17 protein-coding genes are annotated in these 18,720 nt (G+C 70.2%); 8 read left to right on the top strand and 9 right to left on the bottom strand.

Annotated elements, in window-relative coordinates:
- Positions 1-110 precede the first annotated feature (110 nt).
- The 4 genes from tsaB to corA all read left to right on the top strand — a co-directional run bounded on the left by tsaB (position 111) and on the right by corA (position 3,392).
- A complete protein-coding gene (tsaB, locus tag BLR05_RS06880) occupies positions 111-896 on the top strand; it encodes a tRNA (adenosine(37)-N6)-threonylcarbamoyltransferase complex dimerization subunit type 1 TsaB (protein WP_092833059.1) in 786 nt (261 codons plus the stop codon).
- Positions 893-1,366: a ribosomal protein S18-alanine N-acetyltransferase gene (rimI, locus tag BLR05_RS06875; protein WP_092833058.1), complete on the top strand. Its 474-nt coding sequence runs from the start codon at positions 893-895 to the stop codon at positions 1,364-1,366. The genes tsaB and rimI overlap by 4 nt, the downstream gene beginning before the upstream one ends.
- A complete protein-coding gene (locus tag BLR05_RS06870) occupies positions 1,363-2,172 on the top strand; it encodes a uracil-DNA glycosylase family protein (RefSeq protein WP_092833057.1) in 810 nt (269 codons plus the stop codon). Before rimI ends, BLR05_RS06870 begins: the two co-directional genes overlap by 4 nt.
- A gap of 233 nt (positions 2,173-2,405) precedes the next feature.
- Positions 2,406-3,392: a magnesium/cobalt transporter CorA gene (gene corA, locus BLR05_RS06865; protein WP_092833056.1), complete on the top strand. Its 987-nt coding sequence runs from the start codon at positions 2,406-2,408 to the stop codon at positions 3,390-3,392.
- A gap of 10 nt (positions 3,393-3,402) precedes the next feature.
- On the opposite strand, the gene BLR05_RS06860 is transcribed toward corA, so the two are convergent.
- From BLR05_RS06860 to BLR05_RS06835, 6 genes are all read right to left on the bottom strand, one after another.
- Positions 3,403-4,176 carry a 5'-methylthioadenosine/adenosylhomocysteine nucleosidase gene (locus tag BLR05_RS06860; protein ID WP_092833055.1) on the bottom strand — a complete coding sequence of 258 codons (774 nt, stop codon included), beginning with the start codon at positions 4,174-4,176 and terminating at the stop codon, positions 3,403-3,405.
- A 47-nt stretch (positions 4,177-4,223) separates the two neighbouring features.
- The gene (locus BLR05_RS06855) at positions 4,224-5,909 is read right to left on the bottom strand and encodes a long-chain-fatty-acid--CoA ligase (protein WP_092833054.1); all 1,686 of its coding nucleotides are present in this window, start codon (positions 5,907-5,909) and stop codon (positions 4,224-4,226) included.
- 126 nt (positions 5,910-6,035) lie between these two features.
- Complete coding sequence (locus BLR05_RS06850; RefSeq protein ID WP_225979016.1) at positions 6,036-6,818, bottom strand: hypothetical protein; 783 nt, start codon at positions 6,816-6,818, stop codon at positions 6,036-6,038.
- Between the two features lie 130 nt (positions 6,819-6,948).
- Positions 6,949-8,013, bottom strand: a complete 1,065-nt coding sequence (gene fba, locus BLR05_RS06845; RefSeq protein WP_092833052.1) for a class II fructose-bisphosphate aldolase — start codon at positions 8,011-8,013, stop codon at positions 6,949-6,951.
- A 116-nt stretch (positions 8,014-8,129) separates the two neighbouring features.
- Positions 8,130-9,515, bottom strand: coding sequence for a histidine kinase dimerization/phospho-acceptor domain-containing protein (locus BLR05_RS06840; RefSeq protein WP_092833051.1), 1,386 nt, complete (start codon positions 9,513-9,515; stop codon positions 8,130-8,132).
- Between the two features lie 8 nt (positions 9,516-9,523).
- The gene (locus BLR05_RS06835; protein ID WP_092833050.1) at positions 9,524-10,222 is read right to left on the bottom strand and encodes a response regulator; all 699 of its coding nucleotides are present in this window, start codon (positions 10,220-10,222) and stop codon (positions 9,524-9,526) included.
- Positions 10,223-10,314: 92 nt separating this feature from the next.
- Here BLR05_RS06835 and BLR05_RS06830 point away from each other — a divergent pair, with 92 nt between their 5' ends.
- Both BLR05_RS06830 and BLR05_RS06825 read left to right on the top strand, forming a co-directional pair.
- Positions 10,315-11,097, top strand: coding sequence for a phosphatase PAP2 family protein (locus BLR05_RS06830; protein WP_092833049.1), 783 nt, complete (start codon positions 10,315-10,317; stop codon positions 11,095-11,097).
- Entirely contained in the window at positions 11,084-11,674 is a 591-nt protein-coding gene (locus BLR05_RS06825; protein WP_092833164.1) for a phosphatase PAP2 family protein, read from the top strand. Before BLR05_RS06830 ends, BLR05_RS06825 begins: the two co-directional genes overlap by 14 nt.
- Here BLR05_RS06825 and pyk read toward each other — a convergent pair.
- Positions 11,607-13,043, bottom strand: coding sequence for a pyruvate kinase (pyk, locus tag BLR05_RS06820; protein WP_092833048.1), 1,437 nt, complete (start codon positions 13,041-13,043; stop codon positions 11,607-11,609). The genes BLR05_RS06825 and pyk overlap by 68 nt on opposite strands.
- 500 nt (positions 13,044-13,543) lie before the next feature.
- On the opposite strand from pyk, the gene BLR05_RS06815 reads away from it, so the two are divergent.
- A complete protein-coding gene (locus BLR05_RS06815; RefSeq protein ID WP_225979017.1) occupies positions 13,544-15,769 on the top strand; it encodes a TonB-dependent hemoglobin/transferrin/lactoferrin family receptor in 2,226 nt (741 codons plus the stop codon).
- 59 nt (positions 15,770-15,828) lie between these two features.
- Positions 15,829-16,338 (top strand): EF-hand domain-containing protein, encoded by a 510-nt coding sequence (locus BLR05_RS06810; protein WP_092833046.1) that lies wholly within the window; start codon positions 15,829-15,831, stop codon positions 16,336-16,338.
- 63 nt (positions 16,339-16,401) lie between these two features.
- Here the strand turns inward: BLR05_RS06810 and BLR05_RS06805 are convergent, their stop codons facing one another.
- Both BLR05_RS06805 and BLR05_RS06800 read right to left on the bottom strand, forming a co-directional pair.
- Entirely contained in the window at positions 16,402-17,793 is a 1,392-nt protein-coding gene (locus BLR05_RS06805; RefSeq protein ID WP_092833045.1) for an aminopeptidase P N-terminal domain-containing protein, read from the bottom strand.
- A gap of 126 nt (positions 17,794-17,919) precedes the next feature.
- A complete protein-coding gene (locus tag BLR05_RS06800; RefSeq protein ID WP_092833162.1) occupies positions 17,920-18,720 on the bottom strand; it encodes a nucleotidyltransferase family protein in 801 nt (266 codons plus the stop codon).

Raw genomic sequence — 18,720 nt, 5'->3', positions numbered from 1 at the left:
AGCGATGCCCCTGGAGCGCCCAGCCCGGGACGCAGCGCGGATAATCCACCCTCTTGCACGCCCCACCCGTCCGGCACACCGCGGCCGCGGGTCCGCCGCCCCATCGCACCATGCACCTGCTCGCCTTCGACACCAGCACCGACACCCTGTCCATCGCCGTCCAGCGGCCGGTGGCCGGTGGCGGGCCGGTGCGCCTCTGGCAGCGCAGCGCCCCGGGCGGAGCCCATGCGTCGGCAGGGCTGCTGCCGGCGATCCGGGAACTGCTGTCGGAGGCCGGACTGTCGTTCGATACGCTGGACGCCATCGTCTTCGGCCGCGGGCCCGGCTCCTTCACCGGGTTGCGGACGGCCTGCGCCGTGGCCCAGGGCCTGGCGTTCGGCGCCCGCGGCGGCACGGGTGTGCCCGTGCTGCCGGTGGACACCCTGCTCGCGGTCGCCGAAGAGGCCCGAGCCGTCCACGGCTGCACGCAGGTGGTGGCAGTGCTCGACGCGCGGATGGACGAGGTCTATGCGGCCCGCTACGCATGGCATGCGGAGGGAGGATGGCAGGGAGCGGACGGCGACGCCTTCGGCCTCTGCGCTCCGGAAGCCGTCCAGGTGCCGGAAGGCCATGCCGTGGCCGGCAATGCCCGTGCCGCCTATGGGGAGCGCCTCGCGCCCGCAGCCCCCCCCACGGCGCACGTGGCCGCACTGCCCACGGCGGCAGCCCTGCTGCGCCTCGCGCCCGCGCTGCTGTCCGCCGGCCAGGCGGTGCCGGCTTCGGGCGCGCTGCCGCGCTATGTCCGCGACAAGGTGGCGCAGACCACGGCCGAGCGGGCCGCAGCCCGCGAGGCGGCATCCGCCGCCGGCACCCCATCCAACGCCACGCGCGCTGCTGGCGCATCCCCTCGGCCATGAGCGCCCACCTCCCCGATCCGGACGAAGTCCGCTTCGAGCCGCTCACGCCCGGACGCATGGACGCATTGCTGGAGATCGAGCGGCAGGCCTATTCCCATCCCTGGACGCGCGGCAATTTCACGGACGCACTGGCAGCGGGCTACGAGGCGCCGCTGCTGGTGGCCGGCAACGGGGAACTGATCGGCTATTTCGTGGCGATGCGCGGCGTGGACGAAGTCCACCTGCTCAACCTCACCGTCGCGCCCGTGCACCAGCGCCAGGGCTGGGCACGCGTGCTGCTCGATGCGCTCGTGCTCTGGGCCCGCGGCCAGCGGGCCCAGTGGCTCTGGCTGGAGGTGCGCGTGAGCAACCAGCGCGCCCGCGACATCTACCTGGCCCACGGCTTCCGCACCGTGGGGGAACGCAAGCGCTATTACCCCGCGGCGGACGGGGGCCGCGAAGACGCCATCGTGATGAGCCGACCCCTATGAGCCTCGACCTCGACGCCCGCCAGCGTGCCATGCTGACCGAAATGGGCATCACCGTATGGGCGCCCGCCCCCGTGGCCCCGGCCGCAGTGCAGGCAGCCCCGGCACCGGCGGCGCAGCCGGCCGCACCCGTCCGCGCCGCCGCCGTCCACGCTCCGCCGCCGCCCGGAGCCGCAGGCGTACCGCAGACGACCGCGCCGGCCGCGCCACGACCCGCCGCCCCCGTGCAGCCCACCGCGGCAGCCCCCGCAGGCGGGGCGCGCATGCCGGAGGCCACCGGGCCGGTACTGCGGCTCCATGCACCGCAGCCCCTCTATCCGCAGGCCGACCCGGCCGCCACGCCCGCCGAGCTCGGAAGTGGCTGGCTCGTGATCGGCGAAAGTCCATCACCGGAAGGCCCGCTGTCAGGAGACACGGGCAAGCTGCTGGACAACATGCTGCGCGCGATGCGCCTGCACCGCCATCCGCGCGCGCATTTCTCCGCCGTGGAGCGGGCCGCCCCCGGGGCGGTGGACGGTCCGGAAGATGCCGCGGCGGCGCTGCAGGCCGCCATCGCCACGCTGCGCCCGGCGATGGTGCTGGTGCTGGGCCTGCCAGCCGCCCGCGCCGTGCTGGGCAGCCGCGAACCGCTCGGCAGGCTGCGCGCCACCGCGCACCAGTTGCCGGACGGCACGCCTGCCGTCGTCACCTACGACCCGGCCTATCTTCTGCGCGCGCCCGAAGCCAAGGCCGCCGCCTGGGCCGACCTGTGCCGGGCGCTCGCGCACGTGCGGGCGGCGGCACCGGCGTCCCCGGCCGCCGGGCACTGAGTCCCGCGCAGCGCCCATCCAGGCCGCCCTGCCTGACACGCGGCCGTCATACGGCCACTCTTGCGCAATGCGATAATTCGCAGCTTGCTTTTTTGGAGAAAGCTCCGTGGAAACCTACCCCAGTCGGTAGCTTTCAACTCCCGGCATGCCCAGGGCCTTCGGGGGATTGAAAGCACCTCCCCCTGCACCCCTTCGCCAACGGCGCCGCAGCGCCAACCACCGGGAACGAGCCCATGCTCAACATCTTCACGCTCGCCAACGGCCGCCTCGTCCAGGAAGAGATCGAATCCCTGGAAGAACTCGCACGCTTCCAGCCGATCTGGGTGGACCTGGAATCGCCCACGCTCGAAGAGAAGCGCTGGATCAAGCAGCATTACGGGCTGCAGATCCCCGCGGACGCGATGGACGAGGACATCGAGGAGTCGGCCCGCTTCTACGAGGAAGACAACGGCGAACTGCACATCCGCAGCGACTTCCTGATCGACGACGAGGACAACCCCCGCTCGGTGCGCGTGGCCTTCATCCTCAATCTGGTCAACGACACGCTCAAGAGCAAGGGCGTGCTGTTTTCCATCCACGATGAGGACCTGCCCGTCTTCCGGCTGCTGCGCATGCGTGCGCGCCGGGCGCCGGGCCTCATCGAGGATGCCAAGGAAGTGCTGCTCAAGCTCTTCGACCTGGACGCGGAATACTCCGCCGACACACTCGAAGGCATCTACGACTCGCTCAAGGAAGTCAGCACCCAGGTGCTCTCGGGCGACGTGACCGACGCGCGCGCCGGCGAGGTGCTGGCCGCCATCGCGCGCCAGGAGGACCTGAACGGCCGCATCCGCCGCAACGTGATGGATACGCGCCGCGCCGTGAGCTTCATGATGCGCAGCAAGATGCTGAACGCCGAGCAGTTCGAGGACGCGCGGCAGATCCTGCGCGACATCGAGTCGCTGGACAATCACACGGCGTTCCTGTTCGACAAGATCAACTTCCTGATGGACGCCACGGTCGGCTTCATCAACATCAACCAGAACAAGATCATCAAGATCTTCTCGGTGGCGAGCGTGGCGTTGCTGCCTCCGACGCTCATCGCGAGCGTGTACGGGATGAACTTCCAGTTCATGCCGGAGCTGCAGTGGAGCTACGGCTACGCCTACGGCATCGCGCTGATGGTGGCGAGCGCCGTGGGGCCCATGTGGTACTTCCGCAAGCGCGGCTGGCTGAAGTAACCCCCCCTCCTCACAGCATCCGCAGGAAGCGGCGGATGATGCGGTCCGCGTAGCGTGCGGCCACGGTCTCCACGAAGCGGGCGAAGTCCACATGGGCGGTGTCGTCGGCGCGGTCGGAGATGGTGCGCACGGCGGCGAAGGCAAGCCGATAGTCCGCGCAGACCTGGGCGACCGCGGCGCCTTCCATCTCGATGGCCAGCACATCGTGGCTCGCCGCGCGCAGCGCATCGCACAGGGCCTGGGCGCCCGTGGCGGTGGAAACGAACAGGTCGCCGCTGGCGACGAGGCCGGTGCGGCGCCGGGGCGCACGCGCCGCACTCTCCGTACTGCCGGCCGGCGTTCCCAGGCCCGTGTCCAGGTCCAACTCCTGAAGACAACTGTCCACCGCCGCCGAAAGCAGGCTCGTCAGGTGCGGATCGCACGCCAGCCGGGCGCGCCCGTAGCCGGGCAGCTCCCAACGCGGGAACAGGGGCGAGGCGTCCATGTCGTGCTGCAGGTAGTCGTGCGCGACCACCACGTCGCCCACCTGCACGCCGTCACCCAGGCCGCCCGCCACGCCCGTGAACACGATGCGCGCGGCGCCGAAGCGCTCGACGAGTGCCGCGGCGGTGGTGGCCGCCGCCACCTTGCCGATGCCGGACAGCGCCAGCACCACGTCCTGCCCCTCCAGCGTGCCGCAGAAGAAGGCCCTGCCGGCGTGCACGATGCGTTCGCCCCCCTGGAGCGCGGAGGACAGGCCAGCCTGCTCTTCGGGCAGGGCACTGAGGATGGCGGTTCGGAGCATGGGGCTGGGGAAAGCCGGCGGCACCGAGCCGCCGGGCGAACGGCCGCTCAGGCCTTCTTGCTGTCGCGCAGTTCGCGGCGCAGGATCTTGCCCACGGGCGTCTTGGGCAGCGACTCGCGGAACTCGATCACGCGCGGCTGCTTGTAGCCGGTGAGGTTGGACTTGCAGAACTCACGCACGTGGGCTTCGGTCAGCTCCGGGTCCTTCCGGACGATGACGAGCTTCACGGCCTCGCCGGTCTTCTCGTCGGGCACGCCCACCACGGCGCACTCCATCACGCCCGGCAGCGCGGCCACCACGTCTTCCACTTCGTTCGGGTAGACGTTGAAGCCGCTGACCAGCACCATGTCCTTCTTGCGGTCCACGATCTTGAAGAAGCCGCGCTCGTCCATGGTGCCGATGTCGCCGGTCTTGAAGTAGCCGTCCTCGGTCATGACCTTGGCCGTCTCGTCCGGGCGCTGCCAGTAGCCGGCCATGACCTGCGGGCCGTGGATGACGATCTCGCCGGCGCGGCCGGGTTCGGTCACCGCGCGGCCTTCGTCGTCGATGAGCTTCATGCGCGTGCTGGGCAGGGGGACGCCGATGGTGCCTGTGTATTCCTTCGTGGTGACGGGATTGCAGCTCGCCGAGGGACTGGTCTCCGACAGGCCGTAGCCCTCGCAGATGGGGCAGCCGGTCCTTTCGAGCCACAGGCGCGCCACCGCGCTCTGCACGGCCATGCCGCCGCCGACGGACACCTTGAGGTTCTTCCAGTCCACCGTGTTGAAGTCCGGGTGGTTGGCCAGGCCGTTGAAGAGCGTGTTCACGGCCGGGAAGCTGTGGAAGGTGTGCTTGGAGAGCTCCTTCAGCACCGCGGCGAGGTCGCGCGGGTTGGGGATCAGGATGGTCTTGGCGCCGGTGCGCATGGCCAGCATCATGTTCGCGGTGAACGCGAAGATATGGTAGAGCGGCAGCGCGCAGACGCTCGCGGGCTGCACGCCGGCCGGGATCTTGCGCATCGCCGGCTCGTTCCAGGCCTCCGACTGCAGCACGTTGGCGATCAGGTTGCGGTGCAGCAGCACGGCGCCCTTCGATACCCCGGTGGTGCCGCCCGTGTATTGCAGCAGCGCGACGTCGTCGGGCCGCAGGTCGGGCTTCTGCAGGGTGGCCCGCGCGCCCTTCGCGACCGCGTCGTTGAAGCGCACGGCGCCCGGCAGCGAGAAGGCCGGCACCAGCTTCTTGACCTTGCGTACCACGTAGTTCACGACCAGGCCCTTGAGCAGGCCCAGCTGGTCGCCCATGGCGCAGAGCACCACGTGCTGCACCTGCGTCGCGCCGATGCAGGCCTGCAGCGTGGCGGCGAAGTTCTCGACGATGATGATCGCCTTCGCACCCGAGTCCTTGAGCTGGTGCTCGAGTTCGCGCGGCGTGTAGAGCGGATTCACGTTCACGGCCACGAAGCCCGCACGCAGGATGGCCGCGATGGCGACCGGGTACTGCGGCACGTTGGGCATCATGACCGCCACGCGGTCGCCACGGACGAGGCCCAGGCCCTGCAGGTACGCCGCCAGGTGGCGGCTCTGCACTTCGGTGTCGGCGAAGCTGATGTCCTTGCCCATGAAACTGTAGGCCGTGCGGTCCGCATGCTTCTGGAAGGCCTCCTCCATCAGGGCGACGAGCGACGGATACTGCGCCGGATCGATGTCGGCCGGCACCCCTTCGGGGTACGCGGCAAGCCACGGACGGTCGTTCATGCTGTATGTCTCCAGAACCTGCTGTTACAAAGAAATCCGCATTCTCGCGGTACCGGCCCCGGGTGCGTGTCTGGGCTTACCCTAGCGCCCGCCCCGCAGGAACGAAAGCCCGGAACCGCCGGGCCGTCACTGCGCGGGGGCAATTGCGGGGGGAACTGCGGGGGAAATCGCGGGCGGGATGGGGAACGGCGGGAAGACCATCCGCCCGTCCATCATCGAGACGCTCAGGCGCGCCGCGTCGGCGAGCTTCTCGCTCCAGCGGAAGGCGGGCCGCCCCGCCACGAGGAATTCGTCGTTGGTGTGGGTGACGGGCCGCAGCAGGCTCTGGGCCGCGACCACGTCCACCGAGATGAAGCCGCCGCCATTGTTCGCGTAGCGGTACATCACGTGCGAGTAGGGCACGCCGGGCGCCAGGCGCTGTTCCGCCATCCACCGGGACACCCCGGGACGGCTGAGCGCGAGGTAGTTGCCCGTATCGGCGCGGCGACGATAGCGCAGGCAGTCGGCGCGTGCCGGGCTGCCGCGGGTGCGGTCCTCCACGAACACGCCGTCCTGCTGCGGGCAGGGCAGCGTCCACAGCGTGGTGTCGCGCGGATAGTTGGTGGCGTTGGTCTGGACGAAGACCAGGGCCAGGAGCGGACGGTCCTTGCCCGGGCCGCGCAGGCCCATGACGGTGGTCTCCATCGGCAGGTCGTCGGCCGTGTCGTCGGGCAGCACGTCCACGACCGTCTGCTTGCCGCGCTGCAGCACCTCCCAGTCGCCCGGGGGCAGCTCGACCTGGGCCCGGCCGACGTGCGGCAGCGACGGCTGCACCGGAGCGCAGGCCGCGAGGGACAGCAGGACGGCCCCGGCAAGGGACAAGTACAGGCCCGCGCGCGCGGGCAGGAACGACAGGGGCGGCTTTTTCACGGAACTGGGCGCCTCGAAAGGAATGCGGAAGAATCCCGCGGACATCCGGACGGGCAGCGGGCGATGGACGCGGCCGGGCCGGAAGGCGGGGTCCGAGCTTAACCCGAACCCGCCAGCCCGCCCCGGCGCGTCAGTTCACCACCTGGGCCAGCGCGCCCGAGGCGTACAGGCCGGCCATCTCCTGCAGGGTGCGGCCCTTGATCTTCGCGCCCTGGCCTTCGCAGCCGAACTCGATGTAGCGCTGCTTGCAGATCTGCTTGGCGGCTTCGCGGGCGGGCTTGAGCCACTCGCGGGCATCGAACTTGTCGGGGTTCTCGGCCAGGAATTTGCGCACGGCCCCGGTCATCGCCAGGCGGATGTCGGTGTCGATGTTGATCTTGCGCACACCGTACTTGATGGCTTCCTGGATTTCCTTCACGGGCACGCCGTAGGTTTCCTTCATCTTGCCGCCGTACTGGTTGATGACGGCCAGCAGTTCCTGCGGCACGGAGGACGAGCCGTGCATCACCAGGTGGGTGTTGGGGATGCGGGCGTGGATTTCCTTGACGCGGCTGATGGCCAGGATGTCTCCCGTGGGGGGACGGCTGAACTTGTAGGCGCCATGGCTGGTGCCGATGGCAATGGCCAGCGCGTCGAGCTGGGTGGCCTGGACGAACTGCGCGGCCTCTTCGGGGTCGGTCAGCATCTGGCTGTGGTCCAGCTTGCCCTCGGCGCCGATGCCGTCTTCCTCGCCGGCATCGCCGGTTTCCAGGTTGCCCAGGCAGCCCAGTTCGCCCTCCACCGTCGCGCCGACCTTGTGGGCCATGGCCACGACCTTCTGGGTGACATCGACGTTGTAGTCGAACGAGGACGGCGTCTTGCCGTCGGACATGAGGGAGCCGTCCATCATCACCGAGCCGAAGCCCAGGTCCAGCGCGCCCTGGCACACCTCGGGGCTGGTGCCGTGGTCCTGGTGCATCACCAGCGGGATGTGGGGGTACATCTCGGCGGCGGCCTGGATCAGGTGCTTGATGAAGGGCTCGCCCGCGTACTTGCGGGCGCCGGCGCTGGCCTGGAGGATCACCGGGGCGCCGACCTCGTCGGCCGCCGACATCACCGCCTGCACCTGCTCCAGGTTGTTGACGTTGAAGGCGGGGATGCCGTAGAGGTTTTCGGCGGCATGGTCGAGCATTTCGCGCATCGAGACGAGTGGCATGGGGTGGTTCCATTCAAGTGTGGGGATGGAGCGCCCGGACCGTGCGCAGGCACGTGCGGGGTCGGTGCATTGTCGGCGGCGCCCAGCGGTGGTAACCGCTTCGTAACCGGAACATTTTAGCCGGGGGCTCCCGCTCCGGGGGCCGTCCGCAGTTCCACCCGGTAACACGTGGTGAAAGGCGCGGGCGCGGGCTCCTCCGCGAAACGCCCTCCGTGCGCCTCGGCCACCCGGGCGATGATTTCGTGCCCGAGGTGCAGGCTGTCCACCGGGGCGCGCCCGGCAGGCGCCTCCGGTCCGCCCGACGGTGCGCGGCGGCCGTCGTCGCACACCTGCAGCCACGCTCCGCCTCCGCCCGCCGGGCCGGCCTGGATTTCCACCCGCGTCCCGGCAGGCGTGTGGCGCAGCGCGTTCTCCACGAGGTTGCGCAGCGCCATCTCCAGCAGCACGGCATTGCCGCGCACCGCCACCGGCCCCTCCACCGCCACGCCCAGTGCGGACCCGTGCTGCCACGCCGCCTGGGCATGATCCGCGGCCACGCTGCGCGCCAGCGCCGCCAGATCGACCTCGGCTTCCAGCTCATGCAACCGGGTGCGGCTGGCCCGCGCCAGGGCCAGCAGCTGGTTGAGCACATGGCCGGCGCGCAGCGCGTCCTGGCCGATGCGGGCCAGCGCTTCGGCCTGGGCCGGGCCTTCCAGGCCGCCGTCCAGCGCACGCGCCTGCAGCACGATGGACGACAGGGGCGTGCGCAGTTCGTGCGCCACCTCGTTGGCAAGGCGACGCTCCCGCACGAGCGCGGCCTGCTGCCGGTCCAGCAGCGTATTGATGGAAGCCACGACGGATTCGAACTCGCGCAGCGTCCCGCCGGTGGACAGGCGCCCGGCGCCGGCCACGTCCAGCGCCGCCACGTCCTCCGAGAGGGAATAGAGCGGCCGCAGGCCGCGCCGCACCGCGAAGCCCAGGACGAGCATCACGACGGGCAGCAGCCACAGGCCGGGCTGCACCATCTGCGCGGCGATGTCCTCGGCGAGATCGTCGCGCTCCTGGAGATCGAGCAGCACGGCCACCTTGCGCGAGTGCGTGCCGTCCCACTGGGAAAAACTGCGCCACGGCGTGGACTGCTTGCCCAGATGCAGGGTGGCGAACCCCTCCGGGACGTCGAAAGGCGGCAGCGGGGCATCGCCGCTGTGCGAGAGCAGGCGGCCGGAGGTGTCCCACTGCACCACATTGAGCGATTGCTGATAGTCGTGCGCCCGCAGCCATGGCGTCGGCGCGCGCCGCGTGGCCTCCTCGGGGGTGACCGTCTCGCCGGGCCGCAGGTTGAGCAGCAGGGCGGCCACGCTGGCCAGGTGGCCATCGGTCAGTTCGTCGGCTTCCTCGATGCCCGTGAGGTAGGCCATGCCGACGAAGGTGGCCCACACCACCAGGAGCACGCCCAACGTCCAGAGCAGCAGGCGCCGGGTGAGGGACGGGATATGGGCGAAAGCCAGGGTCACGGCAGCCATGGATGTCGTCACTCCCAGGGGACGAAGTAGCCGACGCCGCGCATGGTCTGGATGCGCTCGCTGCCCAGCTTCTTGCGCAGGTGGTGGATATGCACTTCGATGGCATTGCTTTCCACGCCGCTCTGCCAGTTGTAGAGGCGCTCCTCGATCTGCTGGCGCGACAGCACCCGCCCGCGGGCGTCGAGCAGCACGAGCAGCACGGAGAATTCGCGCGGAGACATCTCCACGGGCTGGCCGGCCCGACGTACGGTCCGCGCCGCCGGATCCAGCTCGATGTCGTGCACGCGGATCACCGGGGAGGCCCGGCCGGCGGCGCGGCGCAGCAGGGCCCGCAGGCGGGCTTCCAGTTCATCCACGTCGAAGGGCTTGGCCAGGTAGTCGTCCGCTCCCTGGTCCAGGCCCGCGATGCGCTGGTGGACCTGGTCGCGCGCCGTGAGGATCAGCACCGGAGTGGCCGGGTCCGGCAGCCGCAGCGGCTGGGTGCCCGGCGGCGCCTCGGGTGCGCCGCGCAGCCGGGTGAGCAGTTCGCCGCCGTCGCCGTCGGGCAGGCCCAGATCCAGCAGCACGGCATCGAACCGCTCGGACCGCAGCGCGCTCCAGGCCGCGGCCACGCTGCCGCAGATGTCCACGGCATAGCCCCGCTGCTGCAGATTGTTCCGCAGGCCGGCGGCGATGCCGGCATCGTCTTCGACTACGAGGATTCTCATGCCGCCATTGTGGCGCGACCGGAACGCCGCGACCGAACGGGGCGCGGGGTTATTAAGACGGCGTTAATGGGCGCCCCCTAACGTCGCGGCCCATGCATCCAACGACTTCCGCCGATTCCCTGCCGGCCCTGGCCCCGCGGACCGGCTTCGCCCCGGGCCGGTTCGCGGCCAGGCCCTTCTTCTGGACATTGGCCAGCCTGTGCCTGCTGGCCGCATGGGACAGCACGTCCTTCGACATGGTGCTGGCGCACGTCTTCGGCAATGCCGAAGGATTTCCCCTGCGCGACGACTGGGTCTTCGTCTCGGTGATGCATGAGGGCGCGCGGCGCGCAGGCTGGGTGATCATGGTGCTGCTGGCCGCGACGGTGTGGTGGCCCGCGGGTTGGCTTCGCCGGGTGCCCACCGCCGGCCGGCTGCAGATGGCGGTCAGCGCGCTGCTCGCCCTGGCCGTGATCGCCGTGTTCAAGCGGGCGAGCGCCACCAGCTGCCCCTGGGACCTGGCCGATTTCGGCGGCGTTGCAAGGTATGTCTCGCACTGGTCGCACGGACTCTTCGACGGCGGCAGCGGCCACTGCTTTCCCGCGGGCCATGCTGCGGCCGGCTTTGCCTTCCTGGGCGGCTATTTCGTGCTGCGCCGCCACCTGCCGCGCGCCGCGCGGTGGTGGCTGGCCGCATCGCTCGCCGCGGGCTTCGTGCTGGGCTTCGCGCAACAGGCGCGCGGTGCGCATTTCATGAGCCACACGCTGTGGACCGGCTGGCTCTGCTGGACCACGGGATGGGTCTGCGATCTGGCCGTGGCGGCGCTGCGCCGCTTCCATCCGCAGCCCGACAGCCTCCTGCCCACGGAAAGCAATGCGTCCCATGCCCATCTTTGACGTGCCCCTCTTCTTCGCGCTGAACGCGAACGCCGCGACGCCCGAGGCCGTCATCGCCACGTCCCGCTGGCTGTCGCAGGATCTGCCGGTGTTCGCCGGCCTGATGCTGCTGCTAGAACTCGCCCGGGGGCTGCCTTCCACGCGGCGCGCCGTCGTCCTGGCGTTGCTCTCGATGCTGATCGCCTGGTGCACCGTGCGCGGCTTCCGGTCCCTGGTGCCGATTCCGCGCCCGGCCGAACTGGGGCTGGGAACGCAGTGGATCGAGCAGGGCGCGCGCGCGGGATTTCCCAGCATGCATGCGGCGGCGGCGTTCGCCCTGGTGCGCGGGCTGATGGCCGGCCTGGGACGCGGAACGCATCCGGCCTGGCGGTGGCTCGCCTACGGCGTGGCCGCCGCTGTGGCCTGGAGCCGAGTCTGCCTGGGCGTGCACATGCCCTCGGACGTGGTCGCCGGCGCCCTGGTGGGCCTGGCCAGCGCATGGCTGGCCCGCCAGGTGCTGCGGACCTGGGTCAGCCGGCGCGGCAGATCTTCAGCATATTGGTTCCGCCGGGTGCGCCCATCGGCTCTCCGCAGGTGATCACGTAAAGGTCGCCCTGCTGCACGATGTTGCGGCTCTTGAGGTGGCCCTCGGCCTGTTCCAGCGCCGTGTCGCGGTCCACGCTGGTATCCATGAGCAGGGGCCGCACGTTGCGGTACATGGCCATCTTGCGCTGGGTGGCCACCTTGGGGGTGAGTGCGTAGATCGGGATGTGGATGCGGTGGCGGCTCATCCAGAGCGCCGTGGAGCCGCTGTCCGTCAGGGCCACGAGGGCCTTGGCGCCGAGGTGGTGGGCGGTGAAGAGCGCGCCCATGGCGATGGACTGGTCGATGCGGCCCAGCGTCTGGCCCGTGAAATCCGAATCGCGCTCGGGGTCCTCGGCGGCCTCGGCGGCCGCGCAGATCTTGGCCATCTCTTCCACCGTCTCCAGCGGATAGCGGCCGGCGGCCGTCTCGGCGCTGAGCATCACCGCATCGGTGCCATCGAGCACCGCGTTGGCCACGTCGCTCACTTCGGCACGCGTGGGCACCGGGTTGGTGATCATGCTCTCCATCATCTGCGTGGCGGTGATGACGACCTTGTCCATGTCGCGCGCCATGCGGATCATCTTCTTCTGCAGCGCGGGCACGGCGGCATTGCCCACCTCCACGGCCAGGTCGCCGCGCGCGACCATGATGCCGTCGGACACGCGCAGTATCTCCTCCAGCCGCGGCACCGCCTCGGCACGCTCGATCTTCGCGATCAGGCCCGGCTTGTGGCGGAATTCGGCAGCGGCCACGTTGCAGAGCTGGCGCGCCATTTCCATGTCGGTGGCGTTCTTGGGGAAGCTGACGGCCACGTAGTCGGCCTGGAAGCTCATGGCGGTCTTGATGTCCTCCATGTCCTTGCCCGTGAGTGCCGGCGCCGTGAGGCCCCCGCCCTGCTTGTTGATGCCCTTGTTGTTCGACAGCTCTCCGCCCACGCGCACGGTGGTGTGGACCTGTTCGCCGCGCACCGCGTTCACGTTGAGCACGATGAGCCCGTCGTTGAGCAGCAGGATGTCGCCGGGCTTCACGTCGCGGGGCAGCTCCTTGTAGTCCAGGCCCACGCCGGCCCCGTCGCCCAGCTCGATGCGCGATGCATCGAGCACGAAGGCCGCGCCGGGCTCCAGCCACACCTTGCCCTCGGCGAACCTGCCCACGCGGATCTTGGGGCCCTGCAGGTCCGCCATGATCGCCACTTCGCGGCCGGCGCGCTGGGCCGCCGCCCGCACTTTCTCCGCCCGGTCGATGTGGTCCTGCGCCGTGCCGTGGCTGAAGTTGAGCCGCACCACGTTCACGCCCATGGCGATCATGCGCTCCAGCAGGACCGGATCGCTCGACGCGGGCCCCAGGGTGGCGACGATCTTGGTGGCTCGGCGGATGCGCATGGGGGTTGTCTCCTATAGGGATGGGCGAACGGAATGTAATCGGGTTTCAATTTTGCATGAAAACCGGTTACCGCGAGGAGGGCCCCGTGCCAGGGCCTTGTCCGCTGCAACCGGCCAGGCGTTGAAGGCCATCCACTCCCACCGGGCGGGACCGGAGCGGGCGGGCATGGGTGCCACCGGCCTGAACCATGACCCGGATTTTTGCAAAGGTATTATTGAGAATTGTTCTCATTCTCATCACAATCGGCAGGTGAGCCAGAGAACCAACCCGGCATGGCGCTGCCGACCGGGGCCGCCGCGCCGTCGCAGTGCAGGGGTATCCAGCAGACAACCCTTTCGACACGCCCATGGTCCACCGTCTGCACCCTCTGCCCGCCGCACTTCCGGCAGCCGCTCCTTTCCCCCGTCCACAGCCCCTGCGGCCCGCTGCGTGGGCCGCCTGCCTTGCCGTGCTGGGCTCGCCCTCATGGGCCCAGGCACCCGCCGCCGAAAAAGCTGCGGTGGCACAGGTCGCACAGTTGCCGCAGGTGGACGTCGTGGGAGAGGCCGAGCGCCAGCCCGGCACCGTCACCACGGTCGAGGGCGATGCGCTGGAGCGGGCGAATGGCATCAAGGATGTCGTGCGCAACCAGCCGCTGGTCGCCGCGCCCGGCACGGTGGCCGGCACCAGCCGCAACCGCAGCAGCTTCGACCGGTCCGGCACCACGGGCTACAACATCCGCGGCATCGAGGGCAACCGCGTCGGTCTGGACGTGGACGGCGTGGAGCTGCCCGACGCCACCACGCGCCCCTATGTGAGTCGCACGGGTGTCAACACTTTCGGCGCCGGGCGCGACTTCATCGACCCCGAGATGTTCTCGTCCGCACAGATCCTGTCGGGCACCACACCGGCACGGCGCACGGCCGGCGGCATCGGCGGTGCGGTGAGCTTCCGCACCAAGGCGGCCAGCGATTACCTGCGCGACGACAAGCCCTCGTACCTGGGCGCCAGGATCGGCTACGACTCCGCCGACCGGTCGTGGAACGAGAGTTTCACCGGTGCGCTGCGCCGCGGCGATGCCGACGGGCTCATCGCCTACTCCCGCCGCGACGGCCACGCCAGCCGCAACCACAGCCCCATCGTGGACAGCTATCCCAACGACTGGCACTCCGACGCGATGCTGCTCAAGGGCGGCCTGCGGGTGGACGGCAGCCACCGTCTGGAGCTGTCCGCCGACCTGTACCGCCGCAAGAACGACACCTTCTTCCATGGCTGGAACAACGCCGGCACGGCCCTCTCCGAGGCGTCCCGCCAGGCCAGCGACACAGAGCGCAACACGCTGCAGCTCACGCACCAGTGGGCACCGCGAGACGCCTGGATCGACCAGGCGGAGACGCGCCTGTTCCACCAGGACACGGCCACCCGGGATGTGACCGACACCACCACGCTGGCCACTGGCGCCACCGGGAGCAACCTGTCCGAGAACCAGACGCGCACCTGGGGTTTGTCCACCACGGCCGGCAAGCGCATCGGGCGCCACGAGCTGAGCTTCGGCGCCAACGTCTCCACGCAGGACGTGGACCGCCCATGGAGCGTCACCTATCCGCAGGATTACATGAAGCCCCAACCCGACACCACCACCCGCCGCGTGGGCGCTTTCGTGCAGGACGAGATCGTTGCCGACGCTGGCGGCAGGCGGCTGGCCGTGATCCCCGCCCTGCGCGTGGACCGCGTGAAGATCAGGACGCGCGACCTGTCCAACTTCGTCGGCGGCGTGCTCACCGAGCAGGACGTGCAGCGGCTCTACGGCAGCCCGCCGGCCACCACCATCGTCAGCCCGAGCCTGGCCGTCACCTACGACCTCACGCCGCGCCTGCGCAGCTATGCGCAGTACAAGCGCGGCGGACGGGCCCCCTCGCCCGGCGAGATCTTCGGCTCCTGGAACATGGCGAGCAACTACGCCACGGGCAACCAGTACGCCCTCGTGGGCAACCGCGACCTGAAGGAAGAGTCGAGCAACGCCTTCGAAGTCGGCTTGACCGGTCACCCCGCCCCGGGCGTGGCGCTCCACAGCGCGCTGTTCTACACCCGCTACAGCGACTTCATCGCCTACACACGCTACACGCGTGCCAGCGCACCGGGCCTGTTCACCAACGTGCCGGCCCACATCGGCACCATCTACCAGGCCGAGAACCGCGATGAGGCCACGATCTACGGGTTCGAGCTCAGCGCACGGCTGGAGCACGGCCAGTGGAGCCCCTCCGCCCAGGGGCTGTACACGACCTGGGCGCTGGGCTTGAGCCGGGGCACGTCCCGGTCGAACTACGCGGGCGACCGCAAGGTCGGCCTCGACTCCGTGCTGCCGCGCAAGGCCATCATCGGCGTGGGCTACGACGCACCCATGCGCCGCTGGGGCATGAACCTCACCGGCACCTTCGTCGCCGGCAAGCAGGCCGAGGCCACCAACCGCGACAGTTTCACCAACAACCCCGGCGCAACACTGGCGGACGCCACCACCTCACTCTTCCGAGTGCCCGGCTACGCCACGTTCGACCTGAGCGGCTACTGGCAGGTTCAGCCGGGCGTGCGCCTGCAGGCCGGCATCTACAACCTGGGCGACAAGCGCTACTGGGACTATGCCAGCGCCCGCAGCCTGCAGCCCGCGCTGGTCCGCGACCGGCGCGACATCGAGTTGCTGACCAGTGCCGGACGCACCGTGGCGGTGTCGATGTCCATCGCTTTTTGACGGCCCGCACCGCTTCGGTCCTTTTTCTCCACCGTACCTCGACCGCAAGGACACCTTCCATGACGCACCCCCACCTCCTGCCTGCCCGTCCGGGCCGACTGGCTGCCGCCGCGGCCGCCGCCGCCCTGCTCTGCGCCTGCGCCGCCGCCCCCTCCGCGCCCGAGCGCATGGCCCCTCCGCGCCCCGCGGGCGGCCACGGAAACGCCGCCTTCATCGGCGGGTACGACGCCGACAACGACGGCAGGGTGACCCGCGCCGAATACGACGCGGTGCGCAAGCAGCGCTACACGGCGGCCGACACCAATGGCAACGGCTGGCTGAGCGAGGCAGAGTACGTGGCCGAATTCCAGGGCCGCCTCCAGCAGCAGTACGCCGGCAAGCAGCGCCCGCCTGACGACGCCTACGCGAATGCCATCAGGCAGGCGCACGTGCGCTTCGGCATCCTGGACAGGAACAAGGACGGCCGCCTGACCGCGGACGAAGAGCAGGCCATTGCCGACCGCACCTTTCAGAACGCGGATACCAACGGCGACGGTGTGGTGGACGCAGCCGACGCGAAGAAGCCATGAGCCCGCCCCGGCCCCCCGCGCCTGGCGCGGGCGCAGGTCCGGGCGCTTCCGGATCCATGGCAATCAGCCGCGCATCAACGCCTCGATCTCGCCCGCCTCCACCGGCACATCGCGCGTGATCAGCTCGCAGCCTTGCTCGGTCACGATCGCATCGTCTTCGATGCGTATGCCGATGTGGTGGAACGCCTCGGGCACTCCGGGCGCCGGCCGGATGTAGAGCCCTGGCTCGATGGTCAGCACCATGCCCGGGCGCAGGATGCGGCTGGGGCGGTTGGTGATGGTCTCGCCCGACAGCGGGTCGCGGCGCTCGCTGCTGTCGCCCACTTCCGACGGCTCCACGTAGCTGCCGCAATCGTGCACGTCCATGCCCAGCCAGTGGCCCGTGCGGTGCATGTAGAACGGGAAATACGCGCGCTGCTCGATCACGTCCTGCGCCGAGCCGAACTTGCCCTTGTCGAGCAACCCCAGGTCCAGCAGGCCCTGCGCCAGCACCGCCACGGTGGCATCGTGCGGGTCGTTGAAGCGCGCGCCCGCCTTGGTGGCGGCCACGGCCGCATGCTGGCTCGCGAGCACGAGGTCGTACACGTCGCGCTGCGGCCCCGTGAAGCGGCCATCGGCCGGGAAGGTGCGCGTGATGTCGCTGGCGTAGCCGTCGAGCTCGCAGCCCGCATCGATCAGCACCAGTTCTCCCGCCCGCACGGGTGCCGCATCGGCACGGTAGTGCAGCACGCAGGCGTTGGCGCCGGCCGCGACGATGGAGTTGTACGCCACCGCCTGCGAACCGTGGCGGCGGAATTCGTGCAGCAGCTCGGCGTCGAGGTGGTACTCGCGCACGTCCTCGCCGGCACGCAGCATGCGTGCGCTGCACTGCATGGCGCGGACGTGGGCGCCTGCGCTGATGAGGGCGGCCCGGCGCATCACGTCCTGCTCGTGCGCATCCTTCACGAGCCGCATCTCGTCGAGCAGCGTGCAGAGATCGCCCTGCTGCGCCGGGCACAGCGCGCCGAAACGCACGCGGGCCCGCACCTTCTGCAGCCAGCCCTCCACGCGCGCGGCCAGGCCCTCGTGCGTGGCGAACGGGAACCACACCCGGTCGCGGTTCTCCAGCAGCCGCGGCAGCAGCACCTCCAGCTGCGTGGCCGGATGGGCGGCATCCACGCCCAGAGCCTCCACGGCCGCGTCGGGGCCCAGGCGGTAGCCGTCCCAGATTTCGCGCTCCAGGTCCTTGGGCTGGCAGAAGAGCGTGGAGCGCCCTTCCGCGGTGAGCACCAGCCACGCCTGGGGTTCCGTGAATCCGGTCAGGTAGTAGAAGTAGCTGTCGTGCCGGTAGAGGTAATCGGTATCGCGGTTGCGCAGGTGCTCGGGCGCCGTGGGGATGATGGCGATGCCGCCCTCACCCAGCAGGGAGGCGAGGTGGGCGCGGCGGCGTGCATGGGGGGAGGAAAGGGCGGTCATCGGTCGGTATGCCTGGTTCTGGATGCGGATCGGAAAATGCCAGCGGATGCGGGGCAGCGTTCCACATGGCTTCGCACAGACCAGGGTTCTACCACCGACACGGCCGCGGCGCCGCGCCAAGGGCGCTCAGCGGTTGAGTTCCGCGAGCCGCTCCGGCGTCCCCACGTCGGTCCACCGCCCGGTGTAGAGCGACGCCGTGACGCGCCCCTGTGCCATCGCCCGGCGCAGCAGCGGCGCGAGCGGCGCGGCCACGCCGCCGGGGTTGCCAGCGGGGATGTCGCACCAGGGCTCGGCAAAGAGTTCCGCCCGTAGCAACGCGAGCGTGCTGTAGGTGTAGCGCGGCCCGGGATCGTGCGCCGGCAGGTCGAGCGCTCGGCCATCGGGCGCAAGGCCGAAATCCCCGCGCGGATGGTGCGGTGGATTGGGCACCAGCCACAGGTGGGCCAGCGCGTCGCCGGCCGTGAAGGCCGCCGCATCCTCTGCCGCGAACCGGAAATCGGGTGCGAACACATCGCCCGCCGCCAGCCAGAAGACCTGACCGAGCTGCGGCAGGGCCCGTGCGATGCCGCCCGCCGTCTCGAGCGCGCCGCCGAAGTCGCGGCCCTCATGGGAATAGGTGATCGCCACCGCCCCGGTGCCCGCGGAGCCCCCCGTGCCCGCCCCTGCGGTGAACCGGTCTCCAAGCCGCTCGCCGATCTGCTCGCCCAGCCAGGCCGTATTGACCACGGCCGAGCGCACGCCGGCCGCAGCCAGGGCCTCCAGGTGCCACTGCAGCAGCGGGCGACCGCGCACGGCAAGCAGCGGCTTCGGGGTGGCGTCGGTCAGCGGGCGCATGCGCTCGCCCCGGCCGGCAGCCAGCAGCATGGCCGGGGGCTGCACATGGGAAGTGGAGGCAAAGGAGCCTGTGGAGGTCGAGAAAGGCATCAT

The organism is Paracidovorax cattleyae (genome assembly GCF_900104515.1).
In the GTDB taxonomy this organism is placed as follows: Bacteria; Pseudomonadota; Gammaproteobacteria; order Burkholderiales; family Burkholderiaceae_C; genus Paracidovorax; species Paracidovorax cattleyae.
This window is presented reverse-complemented; position numbering and strand designations above follow the sequence as displayed.